We start from the raw sequence: 25,367 nt of genomic DNA, 5'->3' as shown, positions 1-25,367 counted from the left end.
ATCGTTCCCCCTCGTTCCTAGAAGTGCAGCAGCCCGGCGGCCCGCAGCCGGGCGAGCAGCGGCATCAGCGGCAGGCCGAGGACCGTGCTGTGGTCGCCCTCCACCCGCGCGAACAGGTGGATGCCCGGCCCTTCGAGCTGGTAGCCGCCGACGCTCGCACGGACCCGCGCCTCGCCCGCGCAGGCGAGGTAGGCCTCGATCCCCTCCGGTGCGAGGGGGCGCATCGTCATCCGTGCCGTCTCGACGAAGACATCGGTGCGTCCGTCCCGCACCAGGGCGACGGCGGAATGCAGCGCATGGGTGCGCCCCGCGAGCCGGGCCAGATGCTCCCGCGCGGCCGCAAGGGTCGCGGGCTTGTGAAACACCGCATCGTCGAGGGCGAGCACCTGATCGGCGCCGATCACCACCCGGCCGGGATGGCGGTTTGCGACCGCCTCGGCCTTGGCGCGGGCCAGGGCCTCCGCGAGATCCACGGGCGAGAGTCCGGCGGAGGCTGCCTCCACAGCGCGTTCATCGACGCCGGGCGACTCCGTCTCGACGGGCAGAGCCGCGCTTTCGAGGAGCAGGCGCCGGGTCGCGCTGGTCGAGGCGAGGAGGAGCGGCGCCGGGCCGAGCCAGGGGGAGGTCATCGCCCCAGTGTCACGGAACGCTTCGCAGCCGCAAGGGGATGGGCCGCGTTGTGCGACGCGCCCCACCCCCGGATTCGAACCGGGCGGCGGGGCTGTCGCTGGGGTCGTTACGCCACCTGACCCCTGCGCAGACCTTGGCAGGAATCGGTTAGCCGAATGTCAACGCGACCAGCGCGAAAGGCCGGGAACCTGCTTGTCGCTGATCACGTGCCGTTCGGCGATGGCGGTGTTGATCTCCCACAGGAGCAGGTCGGAGGCGAGGCGCAAGGCGCCGTGGCCCGTCCGGCCCAGGGACGTGCGAAGCTGCACGGCCAGGTCGGCCGCCTCCGCCAGGGGATCCGACGGGGCCGTGGGCGCCGCCGTCGGCGGTTGCCGCACCATCAGCACGGCACTATGCCCCGGGATCGGCCCCGACCAGGCATGCAGGTCGGTGACATCGACCAGCACGCCCCGGCCGGTCATCACGCCGCCCTCGCCGAGCGCGTACTGGCCGCGGCACTGGATCCAGCGGATGTCGCCCGCCGCGTCGATGACCCGGAATTCGGTCAGGAAGGGACCGCCGTTGCGCGTCACGTCCAGATGGATCTCGCGCATCAGGTCGCGGTCCTCTTCCTGGAAGCGGCTCATCACCTCCTCCACGTGGACGTGTTGACCGGGGCTATAGCCCTCGACCTTCAGCATTGCGGCGGCTTGCGCGTCGAGCGAGGCGAAGTTCGTGCTCGCATCGACCTGCCACAGCCCGACAGCACCGCTGGCTGTCGGCGCTTCCATCTGATGGCTTAACTGTGCCCCCATCAATCGTTCCCCCCACAAACCGTGGCCGAAGGCGAGGATCTAATGAGTCTTCACTGTTAGACAAGCCATCCGCACCAAAGTTCACATCAAACTCAGGTGTTCATCGAATCGAAGAAGTCAGTGTTCGTTTTCGTCTGACGGAGCTTGTCGAGCAAGAATTCGATCGCATCGGTGACGCCCATCGGATTGAGGATGCGGCGCAGCACGTAGGTTTTCTTGAGAGAATCCGGCGGAACGAGGAGCTCTTCCTTGCGGGTGCCCGACCGGGTGATGTCGATAGCGGGGAAGATTCTTTTGTCGGAAACCTTCCGGTCGAGAATGATTTCAGAGTTACCAGTGCCCTTGAACTCTTCGAAGATCACCTCGTCCATGCGCGAGCCGGTGTCGATCAGCGCCGTGGCGATGATGGAGAGCGAGCCGCCCTCCTCGATGTTGCGGGCGGCGCCGAAGAAGCGCTTCGGCCGCTGCAGGGCGTTGGCATCGACACCGCCGGTCAGCACCTTGCCGGAGGACGGCACCACCGTGTTGTAGGCGCGGCCGAGGCGGGTGATCGAATCGAGCAGGATGACCACGTCGCGGCCATGCTCCACGAGGCGCTTGGCCTTCTCGATCACCATCTCGGCGACCTGCACGTGGCGGGTGGCCGGCTCGTCGAAGGTGGAGGCGATGACCTCGCCCTTCACCGAGCGCTGCATGTCGGTGACTTCCTCCGGGCGCTCGTCGATGAGCAGCACGATGAGGTAGCACTCGGGGTGGTTGAGGGTGATCGACTGCGCGATGTTCTGCATCAGCACGGTCTTACCCGTGCGCGGCGGTGCCACGATCAGGGCGCGCTGGCCCTTCCCGATCGGGGCCACGATGTCGATGATGCGGGGCGAGAAGTCCTTCTTGGTCGGGTTGTCCAGTTCGAGCTTGAACCGCTTCGTGGGGAAGAGCGGGGTCAGGTTGTCGAAATGGACCTTGTGCTTGATCTTCTCGGGGTTCTCGAAATTGATCGTGTTGACCTTGAGGAGCGCGAAATAGCGCTCGCCGTCCTTGGGTCCGCGAATCGGCCCCTCGACGGTATCGCCGGTCCGCAGGCCGAAGCGGCGGATCTGGGTCGGCGAGATGTAGATGTCGTCCGGCCCCGGCAGGTAGTTCGAATCGCTGGAGCGCAGGAAGCCGAAGCCATCCTGCAGCACCTCGACGGTGCCGGCGCCGATGATCTCGACATCCTTGGAAGCGAGCTGCTTCAGGATGGCGAACATCAGCTCCTGCTTGCGCATGGTCGAGGCGTTCTCGACCTCGACCTCCTCGGCGAAGGCGGTGAGCTCGGTCGGCGTCTTGGCCTTGAGTTCGGAGAGCTTCACCTCGCGCATGCCCTCGAGGGCGGCGATGGGAGTCTCGGCCGGCTCAACGGTCTCAAGATCGGCGAGGGCGTCGGAGTCTGGCGTCATGGAGTGTATAAGACCGACGAAGGGACGGGACAGGGAGGTCGGTTTCGCGCCAAACGCCCCGGGGAGAGGCGCCGGAGGGCGGGCCGCACCGCGGCGTGAAGCCCGTACATCGACTATGGCGAACCGTCTTGGCAGGACCCTGAAGGCTTACCGGCGCGCTACGGCGCTGACCTTGTGAGGAGGGCAAGGCTTCCTTACCGTGTTTTCGCCGCGGGCTCAAGGGCCTCCCACCCGTCGGCCTCCGCGGCGCCGGGAACCCCTCCCCCGCGCGCCCGTTCCCCCTGCCGTTCACCGCGCCGCAGCGAAGGCCGTGCGGCGGCCTTCGCCCCGACCCGCGACAGGATTGCGAAAGACCTTTTCCATGCTCGATGACGCCACCGGCCGCACCATCGTCACCCATGAATCGCGCCGGATCCCGTGGCTCGACATCGTGTTCGGCTTCGGGCCGATGGTGCCGATCGCGGCGGGCGCCGCCGCCGCGTGGTGGCTGCAGGGCGAGCCGCTCGACTACCTCGCGATCCTCGTGACCCTGCTCTACGCGGCCTCGATCCTGTGCTTCCTGGCCGGCGTGCACCGGGGCGTCAGCTTCCGCACCGAGGGCGGCCCGCGCCTATCGCAGATGGTGACGATGCTCGTCCTCTACGGGCTCGGCCTCGGGAGCCTCATCACCGTGGTGACGGGCAAGGTCGTCCTCGGCCTGTCCATGCTGATCCTCGGCTATGCGCTGGTGGCCATCCTCGACCCGCTGGAGGCCCGCAGCGGCAGTGTGCCCCTGGCCCATGCCCGCCTGCGCCCCATCCAGATGCCGATCGCCGTGGTGAGCCTCGCGGTGCTGCTCTGGATCAAGCTCAACGCCCCCTACTGACGGGCCGCGCTTGCCGCTTCCCGACCGCCTGCGCTAGAGCCGGCCGGGAGAAGCCCCCCTCGGGGCGCGGCGAAAAGCGAAACGAAACACAGCCATGTCGAAGGGCGAAAACCGGGCCGATACCCTGAAGCCCCGCCTGCCCCGCGGCTTCGTGGACCGCCGCGCGGGCGAGATCGCCGCACAGGCGCGGATGCTGGAGACGATCCGGGCAAGCTTCGAACTCTACGGGTTCGAGGCGCTGGAGACGCCCTTCGTCGAATACACCGAGGCGCTGGGCAAGTTCCTGCCCGACCTCGATCGGCCGAATGCCGGCGTGTTCTCCTTCCAGGACGACGACGAGGCGTGGCTGTCGCTGCGCTACGATCTCACCGCGCCGCTCGCCCGGTTCGTGGCCGAGAACTTCGATTCCCTGCCCAAGCCCTATCGCAGCTTCCGCAACGGCTACGTCTTCCGCAACGAGAAGCCGGGGCCGGGCCGCTTCCGCCAGTTCATGCAGTTCGATGCGGACATCGTCGGCGCGCCGACCGTGGCGGGCGATGCCGAGATCTGCATGCTGATGGCCGACACCCTGAACCGCCTCGGCCTCGCCGGGCAGTTCGTGGTGAAGGTCAACAACCGAAAGGTCCTCGACGGGGTGATGGAGGCGGCCGGCCTCGCGGGCGCCGACAAGGCCGGACAGCGCCTCACCGTCCTGCGGGCCATCGACAAGCTCGACCGCCTCGGCGTCGACGGCGTGCGCGACCTCCTCGGGCGCGGCCGCAAGGACGAGAGCGGCGACTTCACCAAGGGCGCCGGCCTCGACGAGGCGGCGGCCGAGCGCATCCTCGCCTACGTCGCCCTGCAGGCGGATCCCGGCGAGGGCGCGGACCGGGTCGCCTTCTGGGAAAAGTTCTTCGAGGGCTGGCACGAGGCGGTGGGCGAGTCCGAGACCGGCCGCGAGGGCATCGCCGAGCTGCACGCGATGATGCGCCTCTGCGGCGCGGCGGGCTACGGCCACGACGTGATCCGCGCCGACCCGAGCGTGGTGCGCGGCCTCGAATATTACACCGGCCCGGTCTACGAGGCCGAGCTGACCTTCCCCGTCACCAACGAGGACGGGCAGGTGGTGCGCTTCGGCTCGGTGGCCGGCGGCGGGCGCTACGACGGGCTCGTCGGCCGCTTCCGGGCCGAGCCCGTGCCGGCGACGGGCTTCTCCATCGGCGTCTCGCGCCTGTTCTCGGCCCTGCAACTGGTGAAGAGCCCGCTGCTGGCCGGCACCGAGGCCCCCGGCCCGGTGGTGGTGCTCGTCCTCGACCGCGAGAACATGGCCGACTACCAGCGCCTCGTGGCGGCCCTGCGGGCGGACGGCATCAAGGCCGAGCTCTACCTCGGCACCGCCGGCATGAAGGCGCAGATGAAATACGCCGACCGCCGCAAGGCGCCGGTGGCGATCATCCAGGGCTCCAACGAGCGCCTGGCCGGCGAGGTCCAGATCAAGGACCTGATCGAGGGCGCCCGCGCCGCCGAGAACATCGCCAGCAACGCCGAATGGAAGGCCGCCCGCCCAGCCCAGTTCTCCTGCCCGGAGATGGACATGGTGGCCGAGGTCCGCGCCGTGCTGGCGCGGCATTTTTCGGCTGTGCAGGGGTGAGGCGCTTCTTCCAGCCTTGCAGTGACTGACCCATTGGACTAGCTATTGATGCCGAAGGCCGTCCCCGTCTGCGTGGTGGAGACGCCGGAATTTCTGTCCGCGACGCGCAAACTCATGAGCGATGAGGAACGTGAGTTGCTGGTGGATTACCTCGCCTACAATCCCACCGCTGGAGACCTGATCCAGGGAACCGGCGGTCTGCGGAAGGTCCGGTGGGGCCTCGACGTACGAGGGAAGAGCGGCGGAGCCCGGGTGATCCACTTCTATCACGGACCTGGGATGCCACTCTTTGCGCTGACGGCCTATGCAAAGAATGAAAAAGCCGATCTCAGCCAGCAGGATCGCAACGATTTCAGACAGTTGACGGCGTGGCTGGTGCAAAGCTTCAAGAGGACAAACCCATGAGCACGGTTGCCGAGAGCATCCGCCGTGGCCTCGAACAGGCCCTAGCCTATGCGGATGGGCAGGCGGATACACGCGACTACAGGGTGCACATTCCCGAGCGAGTGGACGTCAAGGCGATTCGCGCCAAGCTGTCCATGACGCAGGAGGAGTTCGCGGGTCGCTTCGGCTTCTCGGTGAACACATTGCGCCACTGGGAGCAGGGCTCGCGTCAGCCGGAAGGACCGACGCGCGCCTATCTGATCGTTATCGATCGCGACTCGCAGGCGGTCCAGCAGGCCCTGCGGGCGGTCTGAACGGAGCAGCGAATCGATGTTCACCGACCGCATGCCGGACCTCCCGGCCGAGGCCCTCACCGACGCCCAGCGGGAGGCCGCCGCGACCTTCCAGGCCGAGCGCGGGGTGCCGGTCTTCGGGCCGTTCAAGCCGCTGCTGCGCAGCCCCGAGATGATGCAATGCGCGAGCCGGATGGGGCTCTACCTGCGCTACAACAGCATCCTGCCCCTGCGGATCAGCGAGTTCGCGATCCTGATCGTCGCGCGGGAATGGAGCCAGCAGGTGGAGTGGCACATCCACCACCCCATCGCCCTCAAGGCCGGCGTCGCCCCTGAGACGGCGGCAGCCATCGCGGAGGGGCGCCGCCCGACCACGATGAGCGAGGACGAGGCCCTGGCCTACGACTTCTCCCTTGAACTGCAGCGCAACCGGGCGGTGAGCGACCCGACCTACGCGGCCCTCGTCGCCCGGTTCGGCGAGCAGGGCGCGATCGATCTGACGGGCATCAACGGCTATTACGCGCTCCTCGCCATGACGATGAACGTCGCCCGCACGGCCCTGCCGGAGGGCGCCCCGCGCCCGCTGCCGCCGCTGGTGCCGTGACGCCCCCGCTTGTAGCGGCGGCCGCTTCGGTCTAACCCCCGCCATCCTTCTTCCTCCGGCCGGACGAGAGCCATGGTCGCCCATACCCGCGCCGACGCGGCGCGCCGCCCCGCCGACCCCAGCGTCGCCGGAGCCCGCATCCTCGTCGTCGAAGCCCGTTATTACGACGGCCTCGCCGACGAACTCCTGGCCGGCGCCCGCGCCGCCATCGAGGCCGCCGGCGCGCAAGCCCATGTCGTCACCGTGCCCGGTGCCCTGGAGATCCCCGCCGCCGTCGCCATCCTCCACGAGACCGGCGCCTACGACGCCGTGGTGACGCTGGGCTGCGTGATCCGCGGCGAGACCGGCCATTACGACATCGTCGCCGGGGAGAGCGCCCGCGCCCTCATGGACCTGTCGGTCGAGCGGCACATTCCGCTGGGCAACGGCATCCTCACCGTCGAGAACGAGGAACAGGCCTGGGCCCGCGCCCGCGTCTCCGAGCAGGACAAGGGCGGCGGCGCGGCCGAGGCGGCGCTGGCGGTGCTGGCGATCAAGCGGGCGGCGGCGCGATGACGGAGGACCGCATGGCCGACGGCCAGCCCGCCCAGGCGGGCGCCCAGGAGGGCAAGTCCCCCCCGATCAACCCGCGCAGCGGCGCCCGCCTCGCCGTGGTGCAGGCGCTCTACGACATGGACATCTCCGGCAAGGGCGTCCTCGACGCGCTGGCCGAGTTCGAGGCCCATTGGATCGGCCGGGAGATCGACGGCATCGTCCATCCCCCCGCCGAGCCCGCCTTCTTCCGCGACCTCCTGCGCGGCGTGGTGGACGAGCAGCGCGCCATCGACCCGCAGCTCGACGCCGCCCTGAGCCAGGGCTGGCCGCTTCGCCGGATCGAGACCGTGCTGCGGGCCATCCTGCGCGCAGGCGCCTACGAGCTGATGTTCCGCCCCGACGTGCCGGCCCGCGCGGCGATCTCGCAATACGTCGACGTCACGCACAGCTTCTACAACGCCGACGAGCCCGGCCTCGTGAACGCCGTCCTCGACCGCCTCGCCCGGCAGGTGCGCCCCGACGAGGTTGCCGACAGGCCCGGCGCGAAGCGGGGCTGAGTGTGTCCGGGGGGGCGCCGCGCCCGAGCGAGGACGGGCTGATCGCCCGCTACTTCGCCCCCCTCGCCGGCCCCGGCGCCGACGGGATGCGCGACGACGCCGCCACCCTCACGCCCTCCCCCGGCTGCGACCTCGTCCTCACCACCGATGCCATCGTCGCGGGCGTCCACTACTTCCCCGACGATCCCCCCGCCTCCATCGCCCGCAAGGCGCTCGGGGTGAACCTGTCCGACATCGCCGCCAAGGGCGCCGTGCCGCGCGGCTTCCTCCTGACGCTGGCCCTGCCCGACGACTGGACGGAGGCGTGGCTCGCGGCCTTCACGGCGGGGCTCGGCGAGGCGGCGCGTGAAGCCGGCTGCCTCCTGCTGGGCGGCGACACGGTGCGCTCCGGCGGCCCGGCGCTGATCGGCGTGACCGTCTTCGGCGAGGTGCCCCATGGCGGGATCGTGCGGCGCACGACCGCGCGGATCGGCGACCGGCTCTGCGTCAGCGGCACCCTGGGCGACGGCGCCCTCGGCCTCCTCCTCCGGCGCCAACCCGCCTGGGCCTCCGCCCTCGACGGCGCGATGCGCGACCACCTCGCCGACCGGTACTGGCATCCGCGCGCCCGCCTCGCCCTGGCACCGGTCCTGCGCCGCCACGCCAGCGCGTCGATGGATGTCTCGGACGGGTTCGCTGGCGACCTGGCCAAGATGCTGGGGGACGGGCGCGGGGCCCTCATCGAGGCGCAGGCCCTGCCCCTCTCGCCCGCCGCGCGGGCGGCGCTGGCGGCCGAACCCGACCTGATCGCGCCGATCCTGACCGGCGGCGACGATTACGAGATCCTCTGCGCCGTCCCGCCCGAAGGCCTCGACGCCTTCCTGGCCGAGGCCGCCGCCACCGGCATCCCGATGCGGGCCATGGGGAGCGTGATCGCGGGAGAGGGACCGCCCGCCTTCGCCATGCCCGATGGCACGCGGCACGTCTTCGCGGCCGGATCCTTCAGCCACTTCTGACGCCGCCAAGTCGAACGGCGACGCACCTGCGAGAATCAGGTGCCGGCAACGCGCGTTTTATTTCGCAATGCACCAAAAGCTGCGACGAGACACGGGTCTCGTTTGCGCTCTGCGGCGAAGTTTGGCAATCAATGCATGGATCTGGGAAGGAAAGCCCCGAATCCGAGCGTCTCGTCCCGCGGCCTCAACGGCCGAGCTCGTCAACGACAAGCCCCAGCCAGGCACCAGAAACCCAAGGACGGTCGAATGCTTCCCCTGATTCTGATCATCGTAGGCGGGCTCTGTGCCATCGCCTACGGCATCGTCACGATCACCGACGTGATGAAACGCGACGCGGGCACGCAGCGCATGCAGGAGATCGCGGGGGCGATCGCCGAGGGCGCGCAGGCCTATCTCAAGCGGCAATACCTCACCATCGGCGTCGTCGGGATCGTGCTGTTCGTGGCGCTCGCCGCGTTCCTCGGGCTCAAGGTCGCCATCGGCTTCCTGATCGGCGCCGTCCTCTCGGGCGCGGCGGGCTTCATCGGCATGAACGTCTCGGTGCGGGCGAACGTGCGCACGGCGCAGGCCTCGTCCTTCTCGCTGGGCGCCGGCCTCGATGTGGCGTTCAAGTCGGGCGCGGTGACGGGGATGCTGGTGGCGGGCCTCGCGCTGCTGGGCGTCGCCCTCTACTACCTCGTGCTGACCCGCGGCGCCGGGCTCGATCCGTCGAGCCGAGAGGTGATCGACGCGTTGGTGGCGCTGGGCTTCGGCGCCTCGCTGATCTCGATCTTCGCCCGCCTCGGCGGCGGCATCTTCACCAAGGGCGCCGATGTCGGCGGCGATCTCGTCGGCAAGGTCGAGGCGGGTATCCCGGAGGACGATCCGCGCAACCCCGCCACCATCGCCGACAACGTCGGCGACAACGTGGGTGACTGCGCCGGCATGGCCGCCGACCTGTTCGAGACCTACGCGGTGACGGTGGTCGCCACGATGGTGCTGGCGGCGATCTTCTTCTCCGGCCCCACCGGCAGCGGCCGGGCGGTACTGGAGCCGATGATGCTCTATCCCCTCGCCATCGGCGCGGCCTGCATCGTCACCTCCATCGCCGGCACCTATGCGGTGCGGCTCGGTGCCAACCAGTCGATCATGGGCGCCCTGTACAAGGGCCTCATCACGGCCGGCGCGCTCTCCATCGTCGCCATCGCCGCCGTGACCTATGCCATGTTCGGCGGCTTCTCGACCGCGTTCACCACCTCGACCGGCGTGACCTTCACGGCGGGCGGCCTGCTCGGCTGCGCGGTGATCGGGCTCGCCATCACGGCGCTGATCGTGGTGATCACCGAATACTACACCGGCACGAACTTCCGGCCGGTGAAGTCCATCGCCGACGCGTCCGTCACCGGCCACGGCACCAACGTGATCCAGGGTCTGGCGATCTCGCTGGAATCGACGGCGCTCCCGGCCATCGTGATCGTGGCCGGCATCATCGGCACCTATTCGCTGGCCGGCCTGTTCGGCATCGCCATCGCGGTCACGGCCATGCTGGCGCTCGCCGGGTTCATCGTGGCCCTCGACGCCTTCGGGCCGGTGACGGACAACGCGGGCGGTATCGCCGAGATGGCGGGCCTGCCCTCGGACGTGCGCAAGTCCACCGATGCCCTCGACGCGGTCGGTAACACCACGAAGGCGGTGACGAAGGGCTACGCCATCGGCTCGGCGGGCCTCGGCGCCCTGGTGCTGTTCGCGGCCTACACCTCGGACCTGAACTACTTCATCGCCAACGCGAGCCCGACGCAGTACCGCTTCTTCCAGGGGGTGAGCGTCGATTTCTCCCTCTCGAACCCCTACGTCGTGGTCGGACTGCTGCTCGGCGGGCTGATCCCGTTCCTGTTCGCGGGCATCGCCATGACCGCGGTCGGCCGCGCCGCCTCGGCGGTGGTGGAGGAGGTCCGCCGCCAGTTCCGGGAGAAGCCCGGCATCATGCAGGGCATCGACCGGCCGGATTACGGCCGGGCGGTCGACATGCTGACCCGGGCGGCGATCAAGGAGATGATCGTCCCCTCGCTCCTGCCGGTGCTGTCGCCGATCGTGCTGTTCTTCGTGATCCAGCCGATCGCCGGAAAGTCCCAGGCCTTCGCCACGGTCGGCGCGATGCTGCTCGGCGTGATCATCACCGGGCTGTACGTCGCAATCTCGATGACCTCGGGCGGCGGCGCCTGGGACAACGCCAAGAAGTACATCGAGGACGGCCACCACGGCGGCAAGGGCTCCGAGGCCCACAAGGCCGCCGTGACCGGCGACACGGTCGGCGACCCCTACAAGGACACCGCCGGCCCGGCCGTGAACCCGGCGATCAAGATCACCAACATCATCGCCCTGCTGCTGCTGGCGGTGCTGGCGCACGCGTGACCGGAAGCATCGCCAGGGACGCCCTGGCGATGCGCTCCAAATCCTCGCGCGGGGCGCCGTCCCGCGCCTGGGCCGACATGCCCTGGAGCACGGCGGCGAAGGTCGCCGCCAGGGCCTCGACATCCGCGTCGGGCGGCAGGTCGCCCTCGGCACGGGCGCGGTCGAGCCGTCGGTGGAACCCCGCCTTGCTCGCTTCGCGAAGCAGCCGGAGGGCGTCGCGCACCTCTTCCGAATCCGTCGAGACGCTGCCGGACGTCTGCACCACGAGGCAGCCGCACGGCACGTCGCGCGAGGACAGGATCGCCGCCGCCGCGAACAGGAAGCGCTCCATCCCCCGGCGCAGGTCCGCCTCGTCCGCAAGCGCCTTCCAGGGCGAGGCCCAGTACGTCGTCTCGTAATGCTGGAGCGCTTCGAGGAAGAGCGCGTCCTTGTTGCCGAACGCCGCGTAGAGGCTCGGGGGGTTGATCCCGATCGCCGCGCACAGTTCCGCCACCGTCGCCGGGCCGTAGCCACGGGTCCAGAAGACCTCCAGGGCCTTCTGCAGGGCCTTGTCCCGGTCGAAGCTGCGGGGACGCCCCTTCCCCCGGGCCGACGTGATCGCGTTCATCCCCTCACCAGGTGCCGTGCCGCACATCCTGCGGCCGGAACCGCCCCACCGCCTTGACGGCCTGTAGCGGTCATTACAGATATAGCATCCGTAGCAGCCGCTACAATAATCGTTTCCCGGTGGGACGGCGAGCCATCCCCTGCGAGGGGGGTGCGTTTCATTGCCCTTTGCCCTGGCACGTCCGGGGTGGCGCGCCATCTCGCCCTCCGAACCCCGTCCAACCCGAAGAAACGAGTCAGCATGCCGTCCTTGTTCGATCCGATCCGTATCGGCGCCATCGAGGCCAAGAACCGGATCTTCATGGCCCCCCTCACCCGTGGCCGCTCCACCCGCGAGCACGTGCCGACGCCCCTCATGGCGCAGTACTACACGCAGCGCGCGGGCGCCGGCCTGATCCTCACGGAGGCCACCGGCATCTCGCAGGAAGGTCTCGGCTGGCCCTTCGCGCCCGGCATCTGGTCCGATGCGCAGGTCGATGCGTGGCGTCCCGTGGTGAAGGCCGTCCACGACCACGGCGGCAAGATCGTCTGCCAGATCTGGCACATGGGCCGGATGGTCCATTCGGACTTCCTCGGCGGCAAGCCCCCGGTCTCGTCCTCAGCCACCACCGCGCCAGATCAGGCCCACACCTACGAGGGCAAGAAGCCCTATTCCCAGGCCCGTGCCCTGGAAGTCGGCGAGATCCCGCGTCTCCTCGCGGATTATGAGAAGGCCACCGCCAACGCCCTGGCCGCCGGGTTCGACGGCGTGCAGATCCACGCCGCCAACGGCTACCTGATCGACGAATTCCTCCGTGACGGCACCAACCTGCGCACCGACGAATACGGCGGCTCCATCGAGAACCGCGTCCGCCTGCTCCGCGAGGTGACGCAGGCCGTGGTGAAGGTCGCGGGCGCCGAGCGCACGGGCGTGCGCCTCTCGCCGAACGGCGCGATCCAGGGGACGAACGATTCGAACCCCGAGCCGCTCTTCGTCTCCGCCGCCAAGGCGCTGGACGAGATCGGCATCGCCTTCCTCGAAATGCGCGAGCCCGGCTACGAGGGCACCTTCGGCAAGGCCGACCACCCGCCGATCGCCCCGGCGATGCGCAAGGTGTTCCGCGCGCCGCTGATCCTGAACGCGGATTACGACGCCAAGAGCGGCCAGGAGACCCTGGACCGGAACGAGGCCGACGCCATCGCCTACGGCCGCACCTTCATCGCCAACCCGGACCTGCCGGAGCGATTCGCCAAGGGCGCCCCGCTCACCAAGGACGACGCCCAGACGTGGTACTCGCAGGGGCCGGAGGGCTACACCGATTACCCGACGTTGGCCGAGCAGAAGGCCGCCTGAGCACTCTTCCGCATGCCGGCCCCGAACCGGGCCGGCATGCCCAGGCCCTTGCAGCCGCACGATGATTCGGAGCCGGCTATTTCCACTTTTCCGTGACGTGCCCTAGGCATGGCCGTTACGGGCGACTAAGTGTCGGGCACACCATGACCAAGCCGATGCCCGGCGCATGCGCCCTCCCCGACATGTCCGAATTCCGCCGGGACGCCGCGGACCGGGCGGCGGAGCTTGACGAACTCGGCATCCTCGACACCCCCTCCGAGCGCGCCTACGACGACCTCGCCTCCGTTGCGGCCCATGTCTGCGGCGCGCCCGTCGCGCTGGTGAGCCTGCTCGATTCGGACCGGCAATGGTTCAAGGCCGAGATCGGCCTCGGCCTGCGCGAACTCGGCCTCGACCGGACGATCTGCGTCCACACCCTGGCGGCGGGCGGCGAACTGACGATTCCCGACCTCACCGCCGACCCGAGGACCGCCGCCAGCCCCCTCGTCACCGAGGACGGGTACCGCTTCTATGCCGGCGCGGGCATCCCCGGCCGGAACGGCGTGTTCCTCGGCGCCCTCTGCGTGCTGGATTACAAGACGCGCCCCGAGGGCCTCACCCCCGGCCAGACCGCGACGCTCGCCGCCCTGGCCCGGCAGGTCTCGACCCTGTTCGAACATCGCCGCGCCCTCGCCCTCGTCGCCAAGCGCGAGGCGGAACTGGCCGCCACCGAGCGCCGCTTCCGGGTGATGACCGCGTCCATGCCGCAGATGGTCTGGACCACCCTGCCGGACGGGTTCCACGATTATTACAACGACCGCTGGTACGAGTTCACCGGCGTGCCCTACGGCTCGACGGATGGCGAGGGCTGGAACGACATGTTCCACCCCGACGACCAGCAGAAGGCCTGGACGCGCTGGCGCCACTCCCTGGAGACCGGCGAGCCCTACGAGATCGAGTACCGCCTGCGCCACCACAGCGGCGTCTATCGCTGGACCCTCGGCCGCGCCATGCCGATCCGCGACGCGGAGGGCCGGATCGAGCGCTGGTTCGGCACCTGCACGGACATCGACGACCTGAAGCGGGCCGAGGGCGAGGCGGGCCGGCTCGCGGCCATCGTCGCGGCCTCGAAGGACTTCATCGGCCTCGCGGGCGAGGACGGCCGGGTTGATCACCTCAACGAGGCGGCCCTGGCGCTGGTGGGCCTGCCCGGCCTCGCCGCCGCCCGCACCCTGACGATCCCCGATTTCTTCACCGCCGAGAGCCGGCTGGCGCTGGCCGACACGGTGATGCCGGCGGTGCACCGCCAAGGCTGGTGGGAGGGCGAGCTCGCCTTCCGGCATTTCACGACCGGCGAGAGCATCGCCGTGCGCTCCACGATCTTCACCGTGCGCGACGCCTCGGGCGCGGTGGCGGGCTTCGCCACCGTCACCCGCGACCTGCGCGAGGCGAAGCGCTCCGAGGAGGCGCGCGACCTGCTGATCCGGGAATTGTCCCACCGGATCAAGAACATCTTCGCCGTGGTCGGGGGCCTCGCCGCCCTCACCGCGCGCAGCGATCCGGCCTCGAAGCCCTTCGCGGCGGCGTTCCGCGAGCGGCTGGGGGCGCTGGCCCGCGCCCACGAATACGTCCGCCCGCATTCCCCCGACAGCGCCCCCGCCGTGGCGGGCCAGACGGTGCTCGGCCTGATGCGGCTGCTGATGGCGGCCTATGTCGAGGGGGGCCGCGAACGGGTGGCGATCGGCGGCGACGACGTGGAGATCGGCGAGCGCACCGCCACGGCGCTCGCCCTCATCATGCACGAGCAGGCCACCAACGCGGTGAAGTATGGCGGCCTCTCGCGGGCCGGGGGGCAGGTCGCCCTCACCGGCTGCAGCGCGGACGGGCGCTACACCCTCACCTGGGCCGAGAGCGGCGGCCCCACGGTCGCCGCGCCGCCCACGCGAAAGGGCTTCGGCACGGTGCTGGCCGAGCGCAGCATCGCCGGGCAGCTCGACGGGTTGCTCGAACACGATTGGGCGCCGGGCGGGCTGGTGATGCGCCTCGACGTGCCGGTGGCGAACCTGCGCCATTGACGGCCCAGGCCGGCCCCTACGGCCTCGTGGTGCTCGACGTCGATGGGACGCTCATCGACAGTTTCGGCTGGTTCTGCGGGGTCTTGAACGGCGTCGCCGACCGCTACCGCTTCCGCCGGGTGGAGGCGCACGAGGTCGAGGCCCTGCGCCGCCTCGGCGCGCGGGAGATCCTGCGCCATCTCGGCATCCCGCGCTGGAAGGTGCCCCTCATCGCCCGGCACATGCACGGGCTCGCCGCCCGGGACGCCGCGCACCTGCGCCCGTTCCCCGGCATCCCGTCCATGCTGGCGGGGCTCTCCGAGACAAGCGCGGGGCTCGCGATCCTCTCCTCGAATCGCGAGGACGTGGTGCGGCGGGTGCTGGGGCCGGAGGATGCGGCGCGGATCGGCGCGTGGTCCTGCGGCGCCTCGATCTTCGGCAAGGCAAGGCGCCTGCGCCGTCTGGTGAAGGCCGCGCGGCTGCCGCCGGGGCGGGTGCTCTGCGTCGGGGACGAGGTCCGCGACGCGGAGGCCGCGCGGGCGATGGGCTGCGCCTTCGGGGCGGTGGCCTGGGGCTACACCGACCCGCAGGCGCTCGCGGCGCTCGCGCCGGACCACCTGTTCCGGGAACCGGGCGAGGTGGTCGCGGCCCTGCGCGGGGCCTACTGACCCCGGTTGGCGCCCGGCACGATGCTGGCGCCGGAGCCCGAGCCGAAGGGCTCGTAGCGGGTGAGGCCGCGGAAGAGCTGGCTGATGAAGGCCCTATCCTGGCCGCTGGTCGGCGTCGTGCGGTCGATGAAGTCGAACACCTTCCCGTCCTGCAGCCCGTAGAGCGACACGCGCTCCACCTTGAAGCCCGGCGTGAAGTAGACGGCGATGACCTTCTGGTCCTGCACCTGCTCGCCCAGGAACATCACCGTGCGGCTGGTGTTCTGGGAGATGTAGTACCAGGACTTGTTGCCGACCGTGGACACGGTGGAGGGCGTGCCTAGGATCTGGAGCACCTGCTCCGGCCCCATGCCCGGCTTCACCGTGGCGAGGGCGGCCTGATCGACTTGATAGCCGTGGCGCAATTCCTCGCCGATACAGCCGGACAGACCTGCGCCGACGAGGCCGAGCAGGGCAAGGCGCGCGAAAGACGAGACGAGACGGCGCCGCATCGGCCCCCCAAGCATTCCATTGACCGCCAGGACGCAGCGGACCGGCCGCACGATGTGCGGCGGCGCTTGCGCCCCGGGCGTCGGTTGGCCTACCGCGTGGTCATGGCTTTGACAAGGCAAGCTTGGCCACACCGCCGTGGCCTTCTCGTTCCCCCGCCGCCGGGCGCGCTCCGGTGATCGCCCGGTTCTTCCGGCGCGGTGCCGCGCGCAGGCGCCCCGTGGAGGCCCTGCACGGGGCCATCGTGGCCGCCGCCCGGCAGCCCGGCCTCTATACCGACCTCGCCGTGCCGGACACGGTGGAGGGGCGGTTCGAGGCCCTGTGCCTGCACGTCTACCTCGTGCTGCGCCGGCTCGACCGGCTGCCGCCCCCCGCCGCCGATTTCGCGCAGGAGCTTGTGGACACGGTCTTCGCGAACCTCGATGCCAATGTCCGCGAACTCGGCGTCAGCGACGTGGGCGTGGGCAAGCGCATGAAGAAGATCGCCTCCGCCTTCTACGGACGGGCGCGCCGCTACGATGCCGCCCTCGCGGCCCCGGACGAGGCGGGCCTCCGCGCGGCGCTCGCCCGCAACATCCTCGGCCCCGAATCCGATCCCGCGGGGCTCGCCGCCTATGTCCGCGCCGCCGAGACCTCGCTCGCGGCCGTCGATTTCGATTCCCTGCTCCAGGCAGGGCCGCCCTTCCCCGAACCGGCCGCCTTCGCGCGGCCCGCGACCTCCACGGACAACCCGGTATGAGTGCCACGCCCCGCCAGCCCCTCTCCCGCCCCATCGAGGTCGGCCGCCTGCCGCGCGGCCGGGCCGAGATCTCCGTCGAGGCCACCGAGGAGGAATGCGTCGCGCTGGCCCGCGACTTCCGCATCCCGGCGGTGCGCGACCTCGTCGGCCGCTTCGCAATGACCGGAACGGTGAGCCGGCTCACCGTCACCGGCACGGTGGAGGCGGTGGTGACGCAGGTCTGCACCGTGACGCTGGAGCCCTTCGAGACGGCCGTGCGCGAGCCGGTGGAGGTGGTGTACAGCGACGCCCCGCCGCCGGAGGAGCCGGAGGAGGGCCCGCCCGAGGGCGCCCCCGAGCCGCCGGACCCGATCGTGAACGGCCGCATCGACCTCGGCGCGCTCACCGCCGAATTCCTGGCGCTCGGCCTCGATCCCTATCCGCGCAAGCCCGGCGTGGATTTCGAGCCGGTGGCGAGCGGGCCGGAGAGCGGCCCGTTCGATGTCCTTCGCCGGCTTCGCGAAGAAGGGACCTGAGCGGCGGAACCCGACCCGGCGCCGAATTCGTTTGCCCATGCGGCAGGCATCGCTATGGTCCGCCGCGCCCGGCGGTGCCCCGCCGGATCCCTCCCCGCCGAGGCCGCGAACCTAGATCCAATGTCCGACCGCGTCCGCATCTCGCTCGACGCCATGGGTGGCGACCACGGCCCCGCGACGGTGGTGCCCGGTGCCGCCCTCGCCCGCGAGCGCCACCCCGGCATGACCTTCCTGATGTTCGGCGACGAGGCGATCCTCGCGCCGCTGGTGGCCGCCGAGCCACGGCTGAAGGATTGCGTCGAGATCCGCCACACCACCGTCTCCATCGCCATGGACGACAAGCCGAGCCAGGCCGTGCGCCAGGGGCGCGGCAAGTCCTCCATGTGGCAGGCGGTGCAGGCGGTGCGCGACGGGCAGGCCGACGCCTGCGTCTCGGCCGGCAACACCGGCGCGCTGATGGCGATGTCGAAGATCTGCCTGAAGACGATGTCGGGCATCGAGCGCCCGGCCATCGCCTGCCTGTGGCCGACGGTGCGCGGCGAGAGCGTCGTGCTCGATGTCGGCGCCACCATCGGCACCGATGCCGAACACCTCGTGGAGATGGCGGTGATGGGCTCGGCCATGGCCCGGATCGTGTTCGACCTCGACCGGCCGACGGTCGGCCTGCTCAACGTCGGCACCGAGGAGATGAAGGGCAACGAGGCGGTGAAGGAAGCCGCCCGGATGCTCCGCGAGATGGAGGCGGCGGGCCTGACCTACCACGGCTTCGTGGAGGGCACGGACCTCGGCAAGGGCACGGTGGACGTGGTCGTCACCGAGGGCTTCACCGGCAACATCGCCCTGAAGACCGCCGAGGGCACGGCCAAGCAGATCGGCTCCTATCTCCGCTCGGCCATGACCCGCACCCTCTCGGCCAAGATCGGCGCCTTCTTCGCCCGCCACGCCTTCCGGGCGCTGAGGGACAAGATGAACCCGAGCCGCGCCAACGGCGGCGTGTTCCTCGGGCTCGAAGGCATCGTCGTGAAGAGCCACGGCTCCGAGAACGCCGCCGGCTTCGCCTCGGCCGTGGACCTCGCCCACGACATGGCCCGCCACGACATGATCCGCACCATCCGCGAGATGCTCGACCAGACGCCGGCCCTGGCCCCGGCCTGAGCGCCACTTGAGGAGACGGGCGGGCCGCACGACGGGCCTGCCGGAAAGGACCACACGATGTCAGCCCTGCGTTCCGTCGTCCTCGGCACAGGCTCCTGCCTGCCCGAGCGGGCGGTCACAAACGCCATGCTCGCCGAGCGGGTCGAGACCTCCGACGAGTGGATCGTCCAGCGGACCGGCATCCGTCAGCGCCACATCGCCGCCCCGCACGAGACCACCGTGACGCTGGGCACCCGCGCCGCCCAGGCCGCCCTCGACGCGGCCGGGCTCGGCCCCGAATCCATCGACCTCGTGATCTGCGCGACCTCGACGCCGGACCACACCTTCCCCGCCACGGCCACCGAGATCCAGGCGGCCCTGGGCATCGGCCAGGGCGCGGCCTTCGACCTGCAGGCGGTCTGCGCCGGCTTCGTGTTCGGCGTCACCACCGCCGACAAGTTCCTCGTCACCGGGGCGGCCCAACGCGCCCTGGTGATCGGCGCCGAGACCTTCTCGCGGATCGTGGATTGGGAGGACCGCACCACCTGCGTCCTGTTCGGCGACGGCGCTGGGGCCGTGGTGCTCGAAGCCCGCGAGGGCGGCGAGCGCGGGGTGCTCTCCTCCGCCCTGCGCTCGGACGGGCGCCACCGGGACAAGCTCTACGTCGATGGCGGCCCCGGCTCGACCGGCGCGGTCGGCCATCTCCGCATGGAGGGCAAGGACGTGTTCCGCTTCGCCGTGGGGCAGGTGACGGACGTGATCGTGGACGCCTTCGCGAAGGCGGGCGTGACCGCCGACGACCTCGACTGGTTCGTGCCGCACCAAGCCAACCGCCGGATCATCGAGGCCTCCGCCGACAAGCTCGGCATCGCCCGCGAGAAGATCGTGATGACCGTGGACCGGCACGGCAACACCTCCGCCGCCTCGATCCCGCTGGCCCTCGACGTGGCCGTCCGGGACGGCCGCATCAAGCCGGGCGACCTCGTGATGATCGAGGCGATCGGTGGCGGCTTCAGCTGGGGCGCGGCACTCCTCCGCTGGTAGGAGAGGCGGGCGCAAAACCCGTGGTTGACCGGGCCGCTGCGGCGGATTAGCGTGGCGGATCATAGAGATACGTCCCACAGGGCCCGGCGGCAGGACCGCCCGGAGGCCCGCGTCGGGACAGGGGCCAGCCGGCGAGGGGACGAGGAATGGCGGGGAAGACGGTGACGCGTGCCGACCTGAGCGAGGCCGTCTACCATCAGGTCGGGCTGTCGCGGACCGAATCCGCCGCCTTGGTCGAAACCGTCCTCTCCGAGATCTGCACCTGCCTTGCCAACGGCGAAACGGTGAAGCTCTCCTCCTTCGGCTCCTTCGTGGTGCGCAGCAAGGGCCGCCGGGTCGGCCGCAACCCGAAGACCGGCGTCGAGGTGGCGATCGAGCCCCGTCAGGTCATGGTGTTCAAGCCCTCGAACGTCCTCAAGGCGCGCATCAACGGCCTCACCGGCGAGGGCGAGGACGACGACGAGTGAGGACGCGGCCTCCGATCGAGGCTTGAGCGTTGCCCGCGCGGGCTGCAAGATCGCCCTTACCCGATAGCCTCAGTCGAATCACGATGCCCCCAGTGCTGGCCGCCACCGACGACACGAACGAGGCGCGGGAGAAGAGCGCGGGCGCCTTCCGCACGATCAGTGAGGTGGCGCAGGAACTGGACGTGCCGCAGCACGTCCTGCGCTTCTGGGAGACGCGCTTCGGCCAGATCCGTCCGCTGAAGCGGGCCGGCGGCCGGCGCTACTACCGGCCGGAGGATGTCGACCTCGTCGCCGGCATCAAGAACCTGCTCCATGTCCGCCGCTACACGATCAAGGGCGCGCAGCGGATCATCAAGGAGAACGGCATCCGCTTCGTCCAGGCGGTCGGCCGGGGCGAGGCCATGGCCGCGCCGCCGCCGCTGCAGGACCTGGAATCCGGCGCCGAGGGCCAAGCCGCCTACGATTCGGCGAGCGCCGCCCTCCCCTCCGTCGATCAGGCCGCCCTGGAGGACGCCCTCCACGAGATGCGGACCTGCCGGGCGATCCTCGACGGGTTGCGCCAGCCGCCGGACTAGCGAGGGCGAGGCCCGACAGGGCTTTGTCGCAGGGGCCGAACTTTACCGGGGGACTTGCGTTGTCGCCCGCATGGCCGCTCCCAACCAGAAGTTGTCGCCCAGTCAGGAGTTGATGGCCCGCATCCTGCGGATTGTCCGCGCCTGCCCGGACGCGGCCTCCGAAATTCTCGAACTGATCACCCTGGTCAGTCAGGTCGAGGCGGCGACCGCCGTCGATCCGAAATACCGCGACGCGCGGCGGGTGATCGCTCGCCTGCGCGCGCCCCTGTGGGAGATGGGCCCCGCCGACCGCCAGAAGCTGCTCGCCGCCGCCGAGACGATCCGCAAGGTGTGCCGCCTGAAGGAAGACGAGATCCCCGCCTCCCCTATCGCCGATGCCGGCGAGCGGGCGCGGGTGGAGGAACGGCTGGCCTCGACCCTCAGCGGCGAGTTCACCCCCGCCCAGATCGCCCGCGTCACCGGCATCGTCGCGGCGGCGCTTCAGGACTGAGGCGGGTTCGTCGGGGCCAGCCCCTCGACGCGCGCCGTGGACGTTCCCACATGCCCATCAGGCGGGCTGGTCCACTGCCCGCGATGGAGACCTGCCCCGTGACGATCGCCACCGCCCTCCCCGGCCGCTGCTTCCCGGCCCTGTTCGGCGTCCTGTTGCTGGCGGCCCCCGCCGCCGCGCAGACGACGGTGACGCGCTCCAAGACGGTGGCGCCGGGCCAGACGGTGCGGCTGGAGATCGCGCCGAACCTCAAGAAGGATTGCAGCCCCGGCCCGATGCCGGAATTCAAGGTGTCCGGCGCGCCGAAGAACGGTTCGGTGATCACCAAGGTCGGCAAGCTGAAGACCCCCGCGAGCTACCGCTGCCCGAACAAGGAAGCCGCCGTCCAGGCGCTCTTCTATCAAGCCAACGCAGGTTATAGCGGCCAGGACGAAGTGACCTTCGAGGTGAAGTCTTCGGATGGGCAGATCCAGACCCAGACGATCAAGATCACCGTCGGCGGCGCCGCCGCCAAGCCATCGACCGATGCCAAGAAAGAAGGCACCGACCTCTAAGCCGCAGGCAGTCGAATTCGCTCAATGCATCGTTTTTCGGCGACGACAGCAAAGGCTCTTGGAAGAATACCGCTCCGTAGTCTGACGAGTGTGGAATTCGTTTCCGCGAGTGTTGCACGCAATCACCATGATTGCGGCGTCGTCGCCGCACTGCGACAAATGGCGGGCCTGTCGGTTGCATCCGAGCCGGGACAGGATGAAGCTGTCCCGGTTTGAGAGGGTGACGCGAATGCCTATGCAAGCGACGAACGACCTCTTCCAGAGCTTCGCCCGCGGCTACGAAGCACGCCGCGACACGGAGATGAGCCTCTCCGAGTATCTCGAAGCCTGCCGCGACGAACCGCTGATGTACGCCTCCGCGGCGGAGCGCATCCTGGCGGCGATCGGCGAGCCGGAATTCGTGGATACGGCCAAGGATTCCCGCCTCGGCCGGATCTTCATGAACCGGACGATCCGCACCTACCCCGCCTTCCGCGAATTCTACGGCATGGAGGAGACGATCGAGCGGATCGTCTCGTTCTTCCGGCACGCGGCTCAGGGGTTGGAGGAGCGCAAGCAGATCCTCTACCTGCTGGGCCCGGTGGGCGGCGGCAAGTCCTCCCTCGCCGAGCGGCTGAAGCTGCTCATGGAGTTCCACCCGATCTACGTGCTGAAGGCCGGCAACGAGGTCTCCCCCGTCTTCGAGAGCCCGCTCGGCCTGTTCGACCCGGACGTGATGGGCGAGGAGATCCAGCGCCGCTACGGCGTCCCGCGCCGCCGCCTCACCGGCCTGATGAGCCCCTGGGCGCTGAAGCGCCTCGACGAGTTCGGCGGCGACATCTCCCAGTTCAAGGTCATCAAGGTGCGCCCGTCGCGCCTGCGGCAGATCGGCATCGCCAAGACCGAGCCGGGCGACGAGAACAACCAGGACATCTCGTCCCTCGTCGGCAAGGTGGATATCCGCCGGCTGGAAACCCTCTCCCAGGCGGACCCGGACGCCTACTCCTATTCCGGCGGCCTGAACCGCGCGAACCAGGGCGTCCTCGAATTCGTCGAGATGTTCAAGGCGCCGATCAAGATGCTCCACCCGCTGCTCACCGCGACGCAGGAGGGCAACTATGTCGGCACGGAGAACATCGGCGCGATCCCCTTCACGGGCGTGATCCTGGCCCACTCGAACGAGGCCGAGTGGCAGACCTTCAAGACCAACAAGAACAACGAAGCCTTCATCGACCGCATCTACGTCATCAAGGTGCCCTACTGCCTCCGGGTGACGGAGGAGCAGAAGATCTACGACAAGCTGATCTCCGGCTCCGAACTCTCGGACGCGGCCTGCGCGCCGGGCACGCTGGAGATGCTGGCGCGGTTCTCGGTGCTCTCGCGCCTGCGCGACCACGCGAATTCGAACCTGTTCTCCAAGATGCGGGTCTATGACGGCGAGAGCCTGCGCGAGGTCGATCCCCGCGCCCGCTCGATGCAGGAGTACAAGGATTCGGCCGGCGTCGACGAGGGCATGGACGGGATCTCGACCCGCTTCGCCTTCAAGGTGCTGGCTGCGACCTTCAACCACGACACGACCGAGGTGTCCGCCGACCCCGTGCACCTCATGTACGTGCTGGAGCAGTCGCTCCGCCGCGAGCAGCTCCCGCCGGAGACCGAGAAGAAGTACCTCGAATTCATCAAGACGGAACTGGCGCCCCGTTACGCCGAGTTCATCGGCCACGAGATCCAGAAGGCCTATCTCGAATCGTACCACGATTACGGCCAGAACCTGTTCGACCGCTACATCGACTACGCCGATGCCTGGATCGAGGATCAGGACTTCAAGGATTCCGAGACCGGCCAGCTGATGAACCGGGAGCTCCTGAACCAGGAGCTGACCAAGATCGAGAAGCCGGCCGGCATCGCCAACCCGAAGGATTTCCGCAACGAGGTGGTGAAGTTCGCCCTGCGCTCGCGGGCGCAGCATGGCGGGCGCAACCCGAGCTGGACCAGCTACGAGAAGCTGCGCGAGGTGATCGAGCGGCGGATGTTCTCCCAGGTCGAGGAGCTTCTGCCGGTCATCTCCTTCGGCTCCAAGAAGGATGGCGACACCGAGAAGAAGCACGGCGAGTTCGTCGAGCGGATGGTGTCGCGGGGCTACACCGAGCGGCAGGTCCGCCGTCTGGTGGAATGGTACATGCGGGTGAAGCAGGCGGGCTGACGGGCGGGTTCGAACACCCTCAGCCGCCACAGTTTCGGACGATCGGCCGGCGACACTTCCAGCCGGCCGGACACGCGGGCGAGGGCTTGAGCACCTGATGCACATCGTCGACCGACGCCTCAATCCGGGGGGCAAGAGCCTCCCGAACCGTCAGCGCTTCCTGCGCCGCGTGAAGGACGTGGCCCAGCGGGCGGTGCGTGAATCGGCCCGAGAGAACGACATCAAGAACCTCGGCAAGGACGGCCGCGTCACCGTGCCGGCGGACGGAGTGCGCGAGCCGCGCTTCAGCCGCCAGCCCGGCAGCGGACGGCACGACCACATCCTGCCCGGCAACAAGACCTACGTCGAAGGCGACACGATCGACCGCCCGCCGGGCGGCGGCGGGAGCGGCGGCGGCTCCGGCGAGGGCGGCGACGGCGGCGAGAACAGCGAGGACGCCTTCCAGTTCGTCCTCACCCGGGACGAGTTCCTGGAACTGTTCCTCGAAGACCTCGAACTGCCGGACCTCGCCAAGCGCCGCCTGTCGATCGTGGAGACGGAAGGGTTGCGCCGGGCGGGCTACACGGTGACGGGCTCGCCCGCCAACCTCGCCCTGACGCGGACGCTGCGCAACTCGATGTCGCGCCGCATCGCCCTGAAGCGGCCGAAGCCCGACGAGGTCGAGGCCCTGGAGAAGCGCATCGCGGCGTTGCACGAGGGCGACCCCGCGCGGGCCGACCTCGAAGCCTCGCTCACCCTGCTGCGGGAGCGGGCGAGGCGGATCCCTTACGTCGATCCCATCGACCTGCGCTTCCGGCGCTTCGAGCCCTATCCGCGCCCCATCGCGCAGGCCGTGATGTTCTGCCTGATGGACGTGTCCGGCTCGATGACCGAGCACATGAAGGACCTCGCCAAGCGGTTCTACATCCTGCTCCACATCTTCCTCACGCGGCGCTACCGCCACGTGGAGATCGTCTTCATCCGCCACACCGACCGGGCGACGGAGGTGGACGAGGAGACCTTCTTCGGCTCCCGCGAGACCGGCGGCACGCTGGTCTCCTCGGCGCTGATCGAGATGAAGCGGGTCATCGCCGAGCGCTACGACCCGAACGACTGGAACATCTACGCCGCCCAGGCCTCCGACGGCGACAACGTGTCGAGCGACGGGCCGACCGCGACGGACCTGCTGCGGGCCGACATCCTGCCGGCCTGCCAGCACTTCGCCTATCTCGAGGTGGGCGACGAGAACGGCCCCCGCGCCGGCTTCGTGGAGCACCGCACCACCCTGTGGCGGACCTACGAGGCCATCGCCAAGGCGGGCGGCCCCATCGCGATGCGCAAGGTGAACCACCGCCGGGAGATCTACCCCGTGTTCCGCGAGCTGTTCGGCCGCAAGGACAAGGCAGAGGCGTGAGCGCGTGCCCTCCCCGCTTCAGGGAAGGGCGA

The 25,367-nt window shown here is 69.7% G+C and carries 26 protein-coding genes and 1 pseudogene; 22 read left to right on the top strand and 5 right to left on the bottom strand.

Annotated features, from left to right (window positions below; all coding sequences use genetic code 11):
• Positions 1 to 17 precede the first annotated feature (17 nt).
• From ACXJ1Y_RS18180 to rho, 3 genes are all read right to left on the bottom strand, one after another.
• Positions 18 to 629, bottom strand: coding sequence for a Maf family protein (locus tag ACXJ1Y_RS18180; protein ID WP_463847537.1), 612 nt, complete (start codon positions 627 to 629; stop codon positions 18 to 20).
• A gap of 159 nt (positions 630 to 788) precedes the next feature.
• Positions 789 to 1,400, bottom strand: a complete 612-nt coding sequence (locus tag ACXJ1Y_RS18175) for a PAS domain-containing protein (protein WP_463847536.1) — start codon at positions 1,398 to 1,400, stop codon at positions 789 to 791.
• Between the two features lie 116 nt (positions 1,401 to 1,516).
• On the bottom strand, positions 1,517 to 2,860 hold the full coding sequence (gene rho, locus ACXJ1Y_RS18170) for a transcription termination factor Rho (RefSeq protein WP_342162432.1): 1,344 nt from the start codon (positions 2,858 to 2,860) through the stop codon (positions 1,517 to 1,519).
• A gap of 361 nt (positions 2,861 to 3,221) precedes the next feature.
• On the opposite strand from rho, the gene ACXJ1Y_RS18165 reads away from it, so the two are divergent.
• The 9 genes from ACXJ1Y_RS18165 to ACXJ1Y_RS18125 all read left to right on the top strand — a co-directional run bounded on the left by ACXJ1Y_RS18165 (position 3,222) and on the right by ACXJ1Y_RS18125 (position 11,113).
• Positions 3,222 to 3,725, top strand: coding sequence for a DUF3429 domain-containing protein (locus tag ACXJ1Y_RS18165; protein WP_463847535.1), 504 nt, complete (start codon positions 3,222 to 3,224; stop codon positions 3,723 to 3,725).
• Positions 3,726 to 3,819: 94 nt separating this feature from the next.
• A complete protein-coding gene (gene hisS, locus ACXJ1Y_RS18160; protein ID WP_463847534.1) occupies positions 3,820 to 5,355 on the top strand; it encodes a histidine--tRNA ligase in 1,536 nt (511 codons plus the stop codon).
• Positions 5,356 to 5,403: 48 nt separating this feature from the next.
• The gene (locus ACXJ1Y_RS18155) at positions 5,404 to 5,760 is read left to right on the top strand and encodes a type II toxin-antitoxin system RelE/ParE family toxin (protein WP_463847533.1); all 357 of its coding nucleotides are present in this window, start codon (positions 5,404 to 5,406) and stop codon (positions 5,758 to 5,760) included.
• Positions 5,757 to 6,053 (top strand): helix-turn-helix domain-containing protein, encoded by a 297-nt coding sequence (locus ACXJ1Y_RS18150; protein ID WP_463847532.1) that lies wholly within the window; start codon positions 5,757 to 5,759, stop codon positions 6,051 to 6,053. Before ACXJ1Y_RS18155 ends, ACXJ1Y_RS18150 begins: the two co-directional genes overlap by 4 nt.
• A 16-nt stretch (positions 6,054 to 6,069) precedes the next feature.
• Positions 6,070 to 6,636: a carboxymuconolactone decarboxylase family protein gene (locus ACXJ1Y_RS18145; RefSeq protein WP_463847531.1), complete on the top strand. Its 567-nt coding sequence runs from the start codon at positions 6,070 to 6,072 to the stop codon at positions 6,634 to 6,636.
• Between the two features lie 72 nt (positions 6,637 to 6,708).
• Complete coding sequence (gene ribH / locus ACXJ1Y_RS18140) at positions 6,709 to 7,191, top strand: 6,7-dimethyl-8-ribityllumazine synthase (protein WP_243959354.1); 483 nt, start codon at positions 6,709 to 6,711, stop codon at positions 7,189 to 7,191.
• Positions 7,192 to 7,202: 11 nt separating this feature from the next.
• Complete coding sequence (nusB, locus tag ACXJ1Y_RS18135) at positions 7,203 to 7,727, top strand: transcription antitermination factor NusB (RefSeq protein WP_463850161.1); 525 nt, start codon at positions 7,203 to 7,205, stop codon at positions 7,725 to 7,727.
• The gene (thiL, locus tag ACXJ1Y_RS18130) at positions 7,724 to 8,722 is read left to right on the top strand and encodes a thiamine-phosphate kinase (RefSeq protein WP_463850160.1); all 999 of its coding nucleotides are present in this window, start codon (positions 7,724 to 7,726) and stop codon (positions 8,720 to 8,722) included. Before nusB ends, thiL begins: the two co-directional genes overlap by 4 nt.
• Before the next feature lie 246 nt (positions 8,723 to 8,968).
• Positions 8,969 to 11,113 carry a sodium-translocating pyrophosphatase gene (locus ACXJ1Y_RS18125; RefSeq protein WP_463847530.1) on the top strand — a complete coding sequence of 715 codons (2,145 nt, stop codon included), beginning with the start codon at positions 8,969 to 8,971 and terminating at the stop codon, positions 11,111 to 11,113.
• Here the strand turns inward: ACXJ1Y_RS18125 and ACXJ1Y_RS18120 are convergent.
• Positions 11,073 to 11,720 (bottom strand): TetR/AcrR family transcriptional regulator, encoded by a 648-nt coding sequence (locus ACXJ1Y_RS18120; RefSeq protein WP_463847529.1) that lies wholly within the window; start codon positions 11,718 to 11,720, stop codon positions 11,073 to 11,075. The genes ACXJ1Y_RS18125 and ACXJ1Y_RS18120 overlap by 41 nt on opposite strands.
• A gap of 240 nt (positions 11,721 to 11,960) precedes the next feature.
• Between ACXJ1Y_RS18120 and ACXJ1Y_RS18115 the strand changes: the two genes are divergently transcribed.
• The 3 genes from ACXJ1Y_RS18115 (at position 11,961) to ACXJ1Y_RS18105 (ending at position 15,753) form a co-directional block, all read left to right on the top strand.
• Complete coding sequence (locus ACXJ1Y_RS18115) at positions 11,961 to 13,052, top strand: alkene reductase (protein WP_463847528.1); 1,092 nt, start codon at positions 11,961 to 11,963, stop codon at positions 13,050 to 13,052.
• A 143-nt stretch (positions 13,053 to 13,195) separates the two neighbouring features.
• Positions 13,196 to 15,106: a PAS domain S-box protein gene (locus ACXJ1Y_RS18110; RefSeq protein ID WP_463847527.1), complete on the top strand. Its 1,911-nt coding sequence runs from the start codon at positions 13,196 to 13,198 to the stop codon at positions 15,104 to 15,106.
• Complete coding sequence (locus ACXJ1Y_RS18105) at positions 15,103 to 15,753, top strand: HAD hydrolase-like protein (RefSeq protein ID WP_463847526.1); 651 nt, start codon at positions 15,103 to 15,105, stop codon at positions 15,751 to 15,753. The genes ACXJ1Y_RS18110 and ACXJ1Y_RS18105 overlap by 4 nt, the downstream gene beginning before the upstream one ends.
• On the opposite strand, the gene ACXJ1Y_RS18100 is transcribed toward ACXJ1Y_RS18105, so the two are convergent.
• Complete coding sequence (locus tag ACXJ1Y_RS18100; protein ID WP_342162418.1) at positions 15,747 to 16,244, bottom strand: outer membrane protein assembly factor BamE; 498 nt, start codon at positions 16,242 to 16,244, stop codon at positions 15,747 to 15,749. The genes ACXJ1Y_RS18105 and ACXJ1Y_RS18100 overlap by 7 nt on opposite strands.
• A gap of 173 nt (positions 16,245 to 16,417) precedes the next feature.
• On the opposite strand from ACXJ1Y_RS18100, the gene ACXJ1Y_RS18095 reads away from it, so the two are divergent.
• The 10 genes and pseudogenes from ACXJ1Y_RS18095 to ACXJ1Y_RS18050 all read left to right on the top strand — a co-directional run bounded on the left by ACXJ1Y_RS18095 (position 16,418) and on the right by ACXJ1Y_RS18050 (position 25,335).
• A complete protein-coding gene (locus ACXJ1Y_RS18095) occupies positions 16,418 to 16,981 on the top strand; it encodes a ubiquinol-cytochrome C chaperone family protein (protein WP_463847525.1) in 564 nt (187 codons plus the stop codon).
• The gene (locus tag ACXJ1Y_RS18090; protein WP_463847524.1) at positions 16,978 to 17,496 is read left to right on the top strand and encodes a YceD family protein; all 519 of its coding nucleotides are present in this window, start codon (positions 16,978 to 16,980) and stop codon (positions 17,494 to 17,496) included. Before ACXJ1Y_RS18095 ends, ACXJ1Y_RS18090 begins: the two co-directional genes overlap by 4 nt.
• A 120-nt stretch (positions 17,497 to 17,616) precedes the next feature.
• Entirely contained in the window at positions 17,617 to 18,651 is a 1,035-nt protein-coding gene (plsX, locus tag ACXJ1Y_RS18085) for a phosphate acyltransferase PlsX (RefSeq protein WP_342162415.1), read from the top strand.
• A gap of 57 nt (positions 18,652 to 18,708) precedes the next feature.
• A complete protein-coding gene (locus ACXJ1Y_RS18080; protein WP_463847523.1) occupies positions 18,709 to 19,674 on the top strand; it encodes a beta-ketoacyl-ACP synthase III in 966 nt (321 codons plus the stop codon).
• A gap of 140 nt (positions 19,675 to 19,814) precedes the next feature.
• A pseudogene (locus ACXJ1Y_RS18075) lies at positions 19,815 to 20,141 on the top strand (integration host factor subunit alpha); the annotation flags it as partial.
• A gap of 83 nt (positions 20,142 to 20,224) precedes the next feature.
• A complete protein-coding gene (locus tag ACXJ1Y_RS18070) occupies positions 20,225 to 20,716 on the top strand; it encodes a MerR family transcriptional regulator (RefSeq protein WP_463847522.1) in 492 nt (163 codons plus the stop codon).
• A 70-nt stretch (positions 20,717 to 20,786) separates the two neighbouring features.
• Positions 20,787 to 21,206, top strand: a complete 420-nt coding sequence (locus ACXJ1Y_RS18065) for a hypothetical protein (protein ID WP_463847521.1) — start codon at positions 20,787 to 20,789, stop codon at positions 21,204 to 21,206.
• An 83-nt stretch (positions 21,207 to 21,289) separates the two neighbouring features.
• Positions 21,290 to 21,760, top strand: coding sequence for an Ig-like domain-containing protein (locus tag ACXJ1Y_RS18060; RefSeq protein ID WP_463850159.1), 471 nt, complete (start codon positions 21,290 to 21,292; stop codon positions 21,758 to 21,760).
• Between the two features lie 229 nt (positions 21,761 to 21,989).
• The gene (locus ACXJ1Y_RS18055; RefSeq protein ID WP_463847520.1) at positions 21,990 to 23,942 is read left to right on the top strand and encodes a PrkA family serine protein kinase; all 1,953 of its coding nucleotides are present in this window, start codon (positions 21,990 to 21,992) and stop codon (positions 23,940 to 23,942) included.
• Between the two features lie 97 nt (positions 23,943 to 24,039).
• Positions 24,040 to 25,335 carry a YeaH/YhbH family protein gene (locus tag ACXJ1Y_RS18050; RefSeq protein ID WP_463847519.1) on the top strand — a complete coding sequence of 432 codons (1,296 nt, stop codon included), beginning with the start codon at positions 24,040 to 24,042 and terminating at the stop codon, positions 25,333 to 25,335.
• Positions 25,336 to 25,367: the final 32 nt, after the last annotated feature.

This window comes from Methylobacterium sp. TK26, from assembly GCF_055361565.1.
The sequence above is the reverse complement of the archived record's forward strand: the minus strand, read 5'-3'. Positions and strand labels throughout refer to the sequence as shown.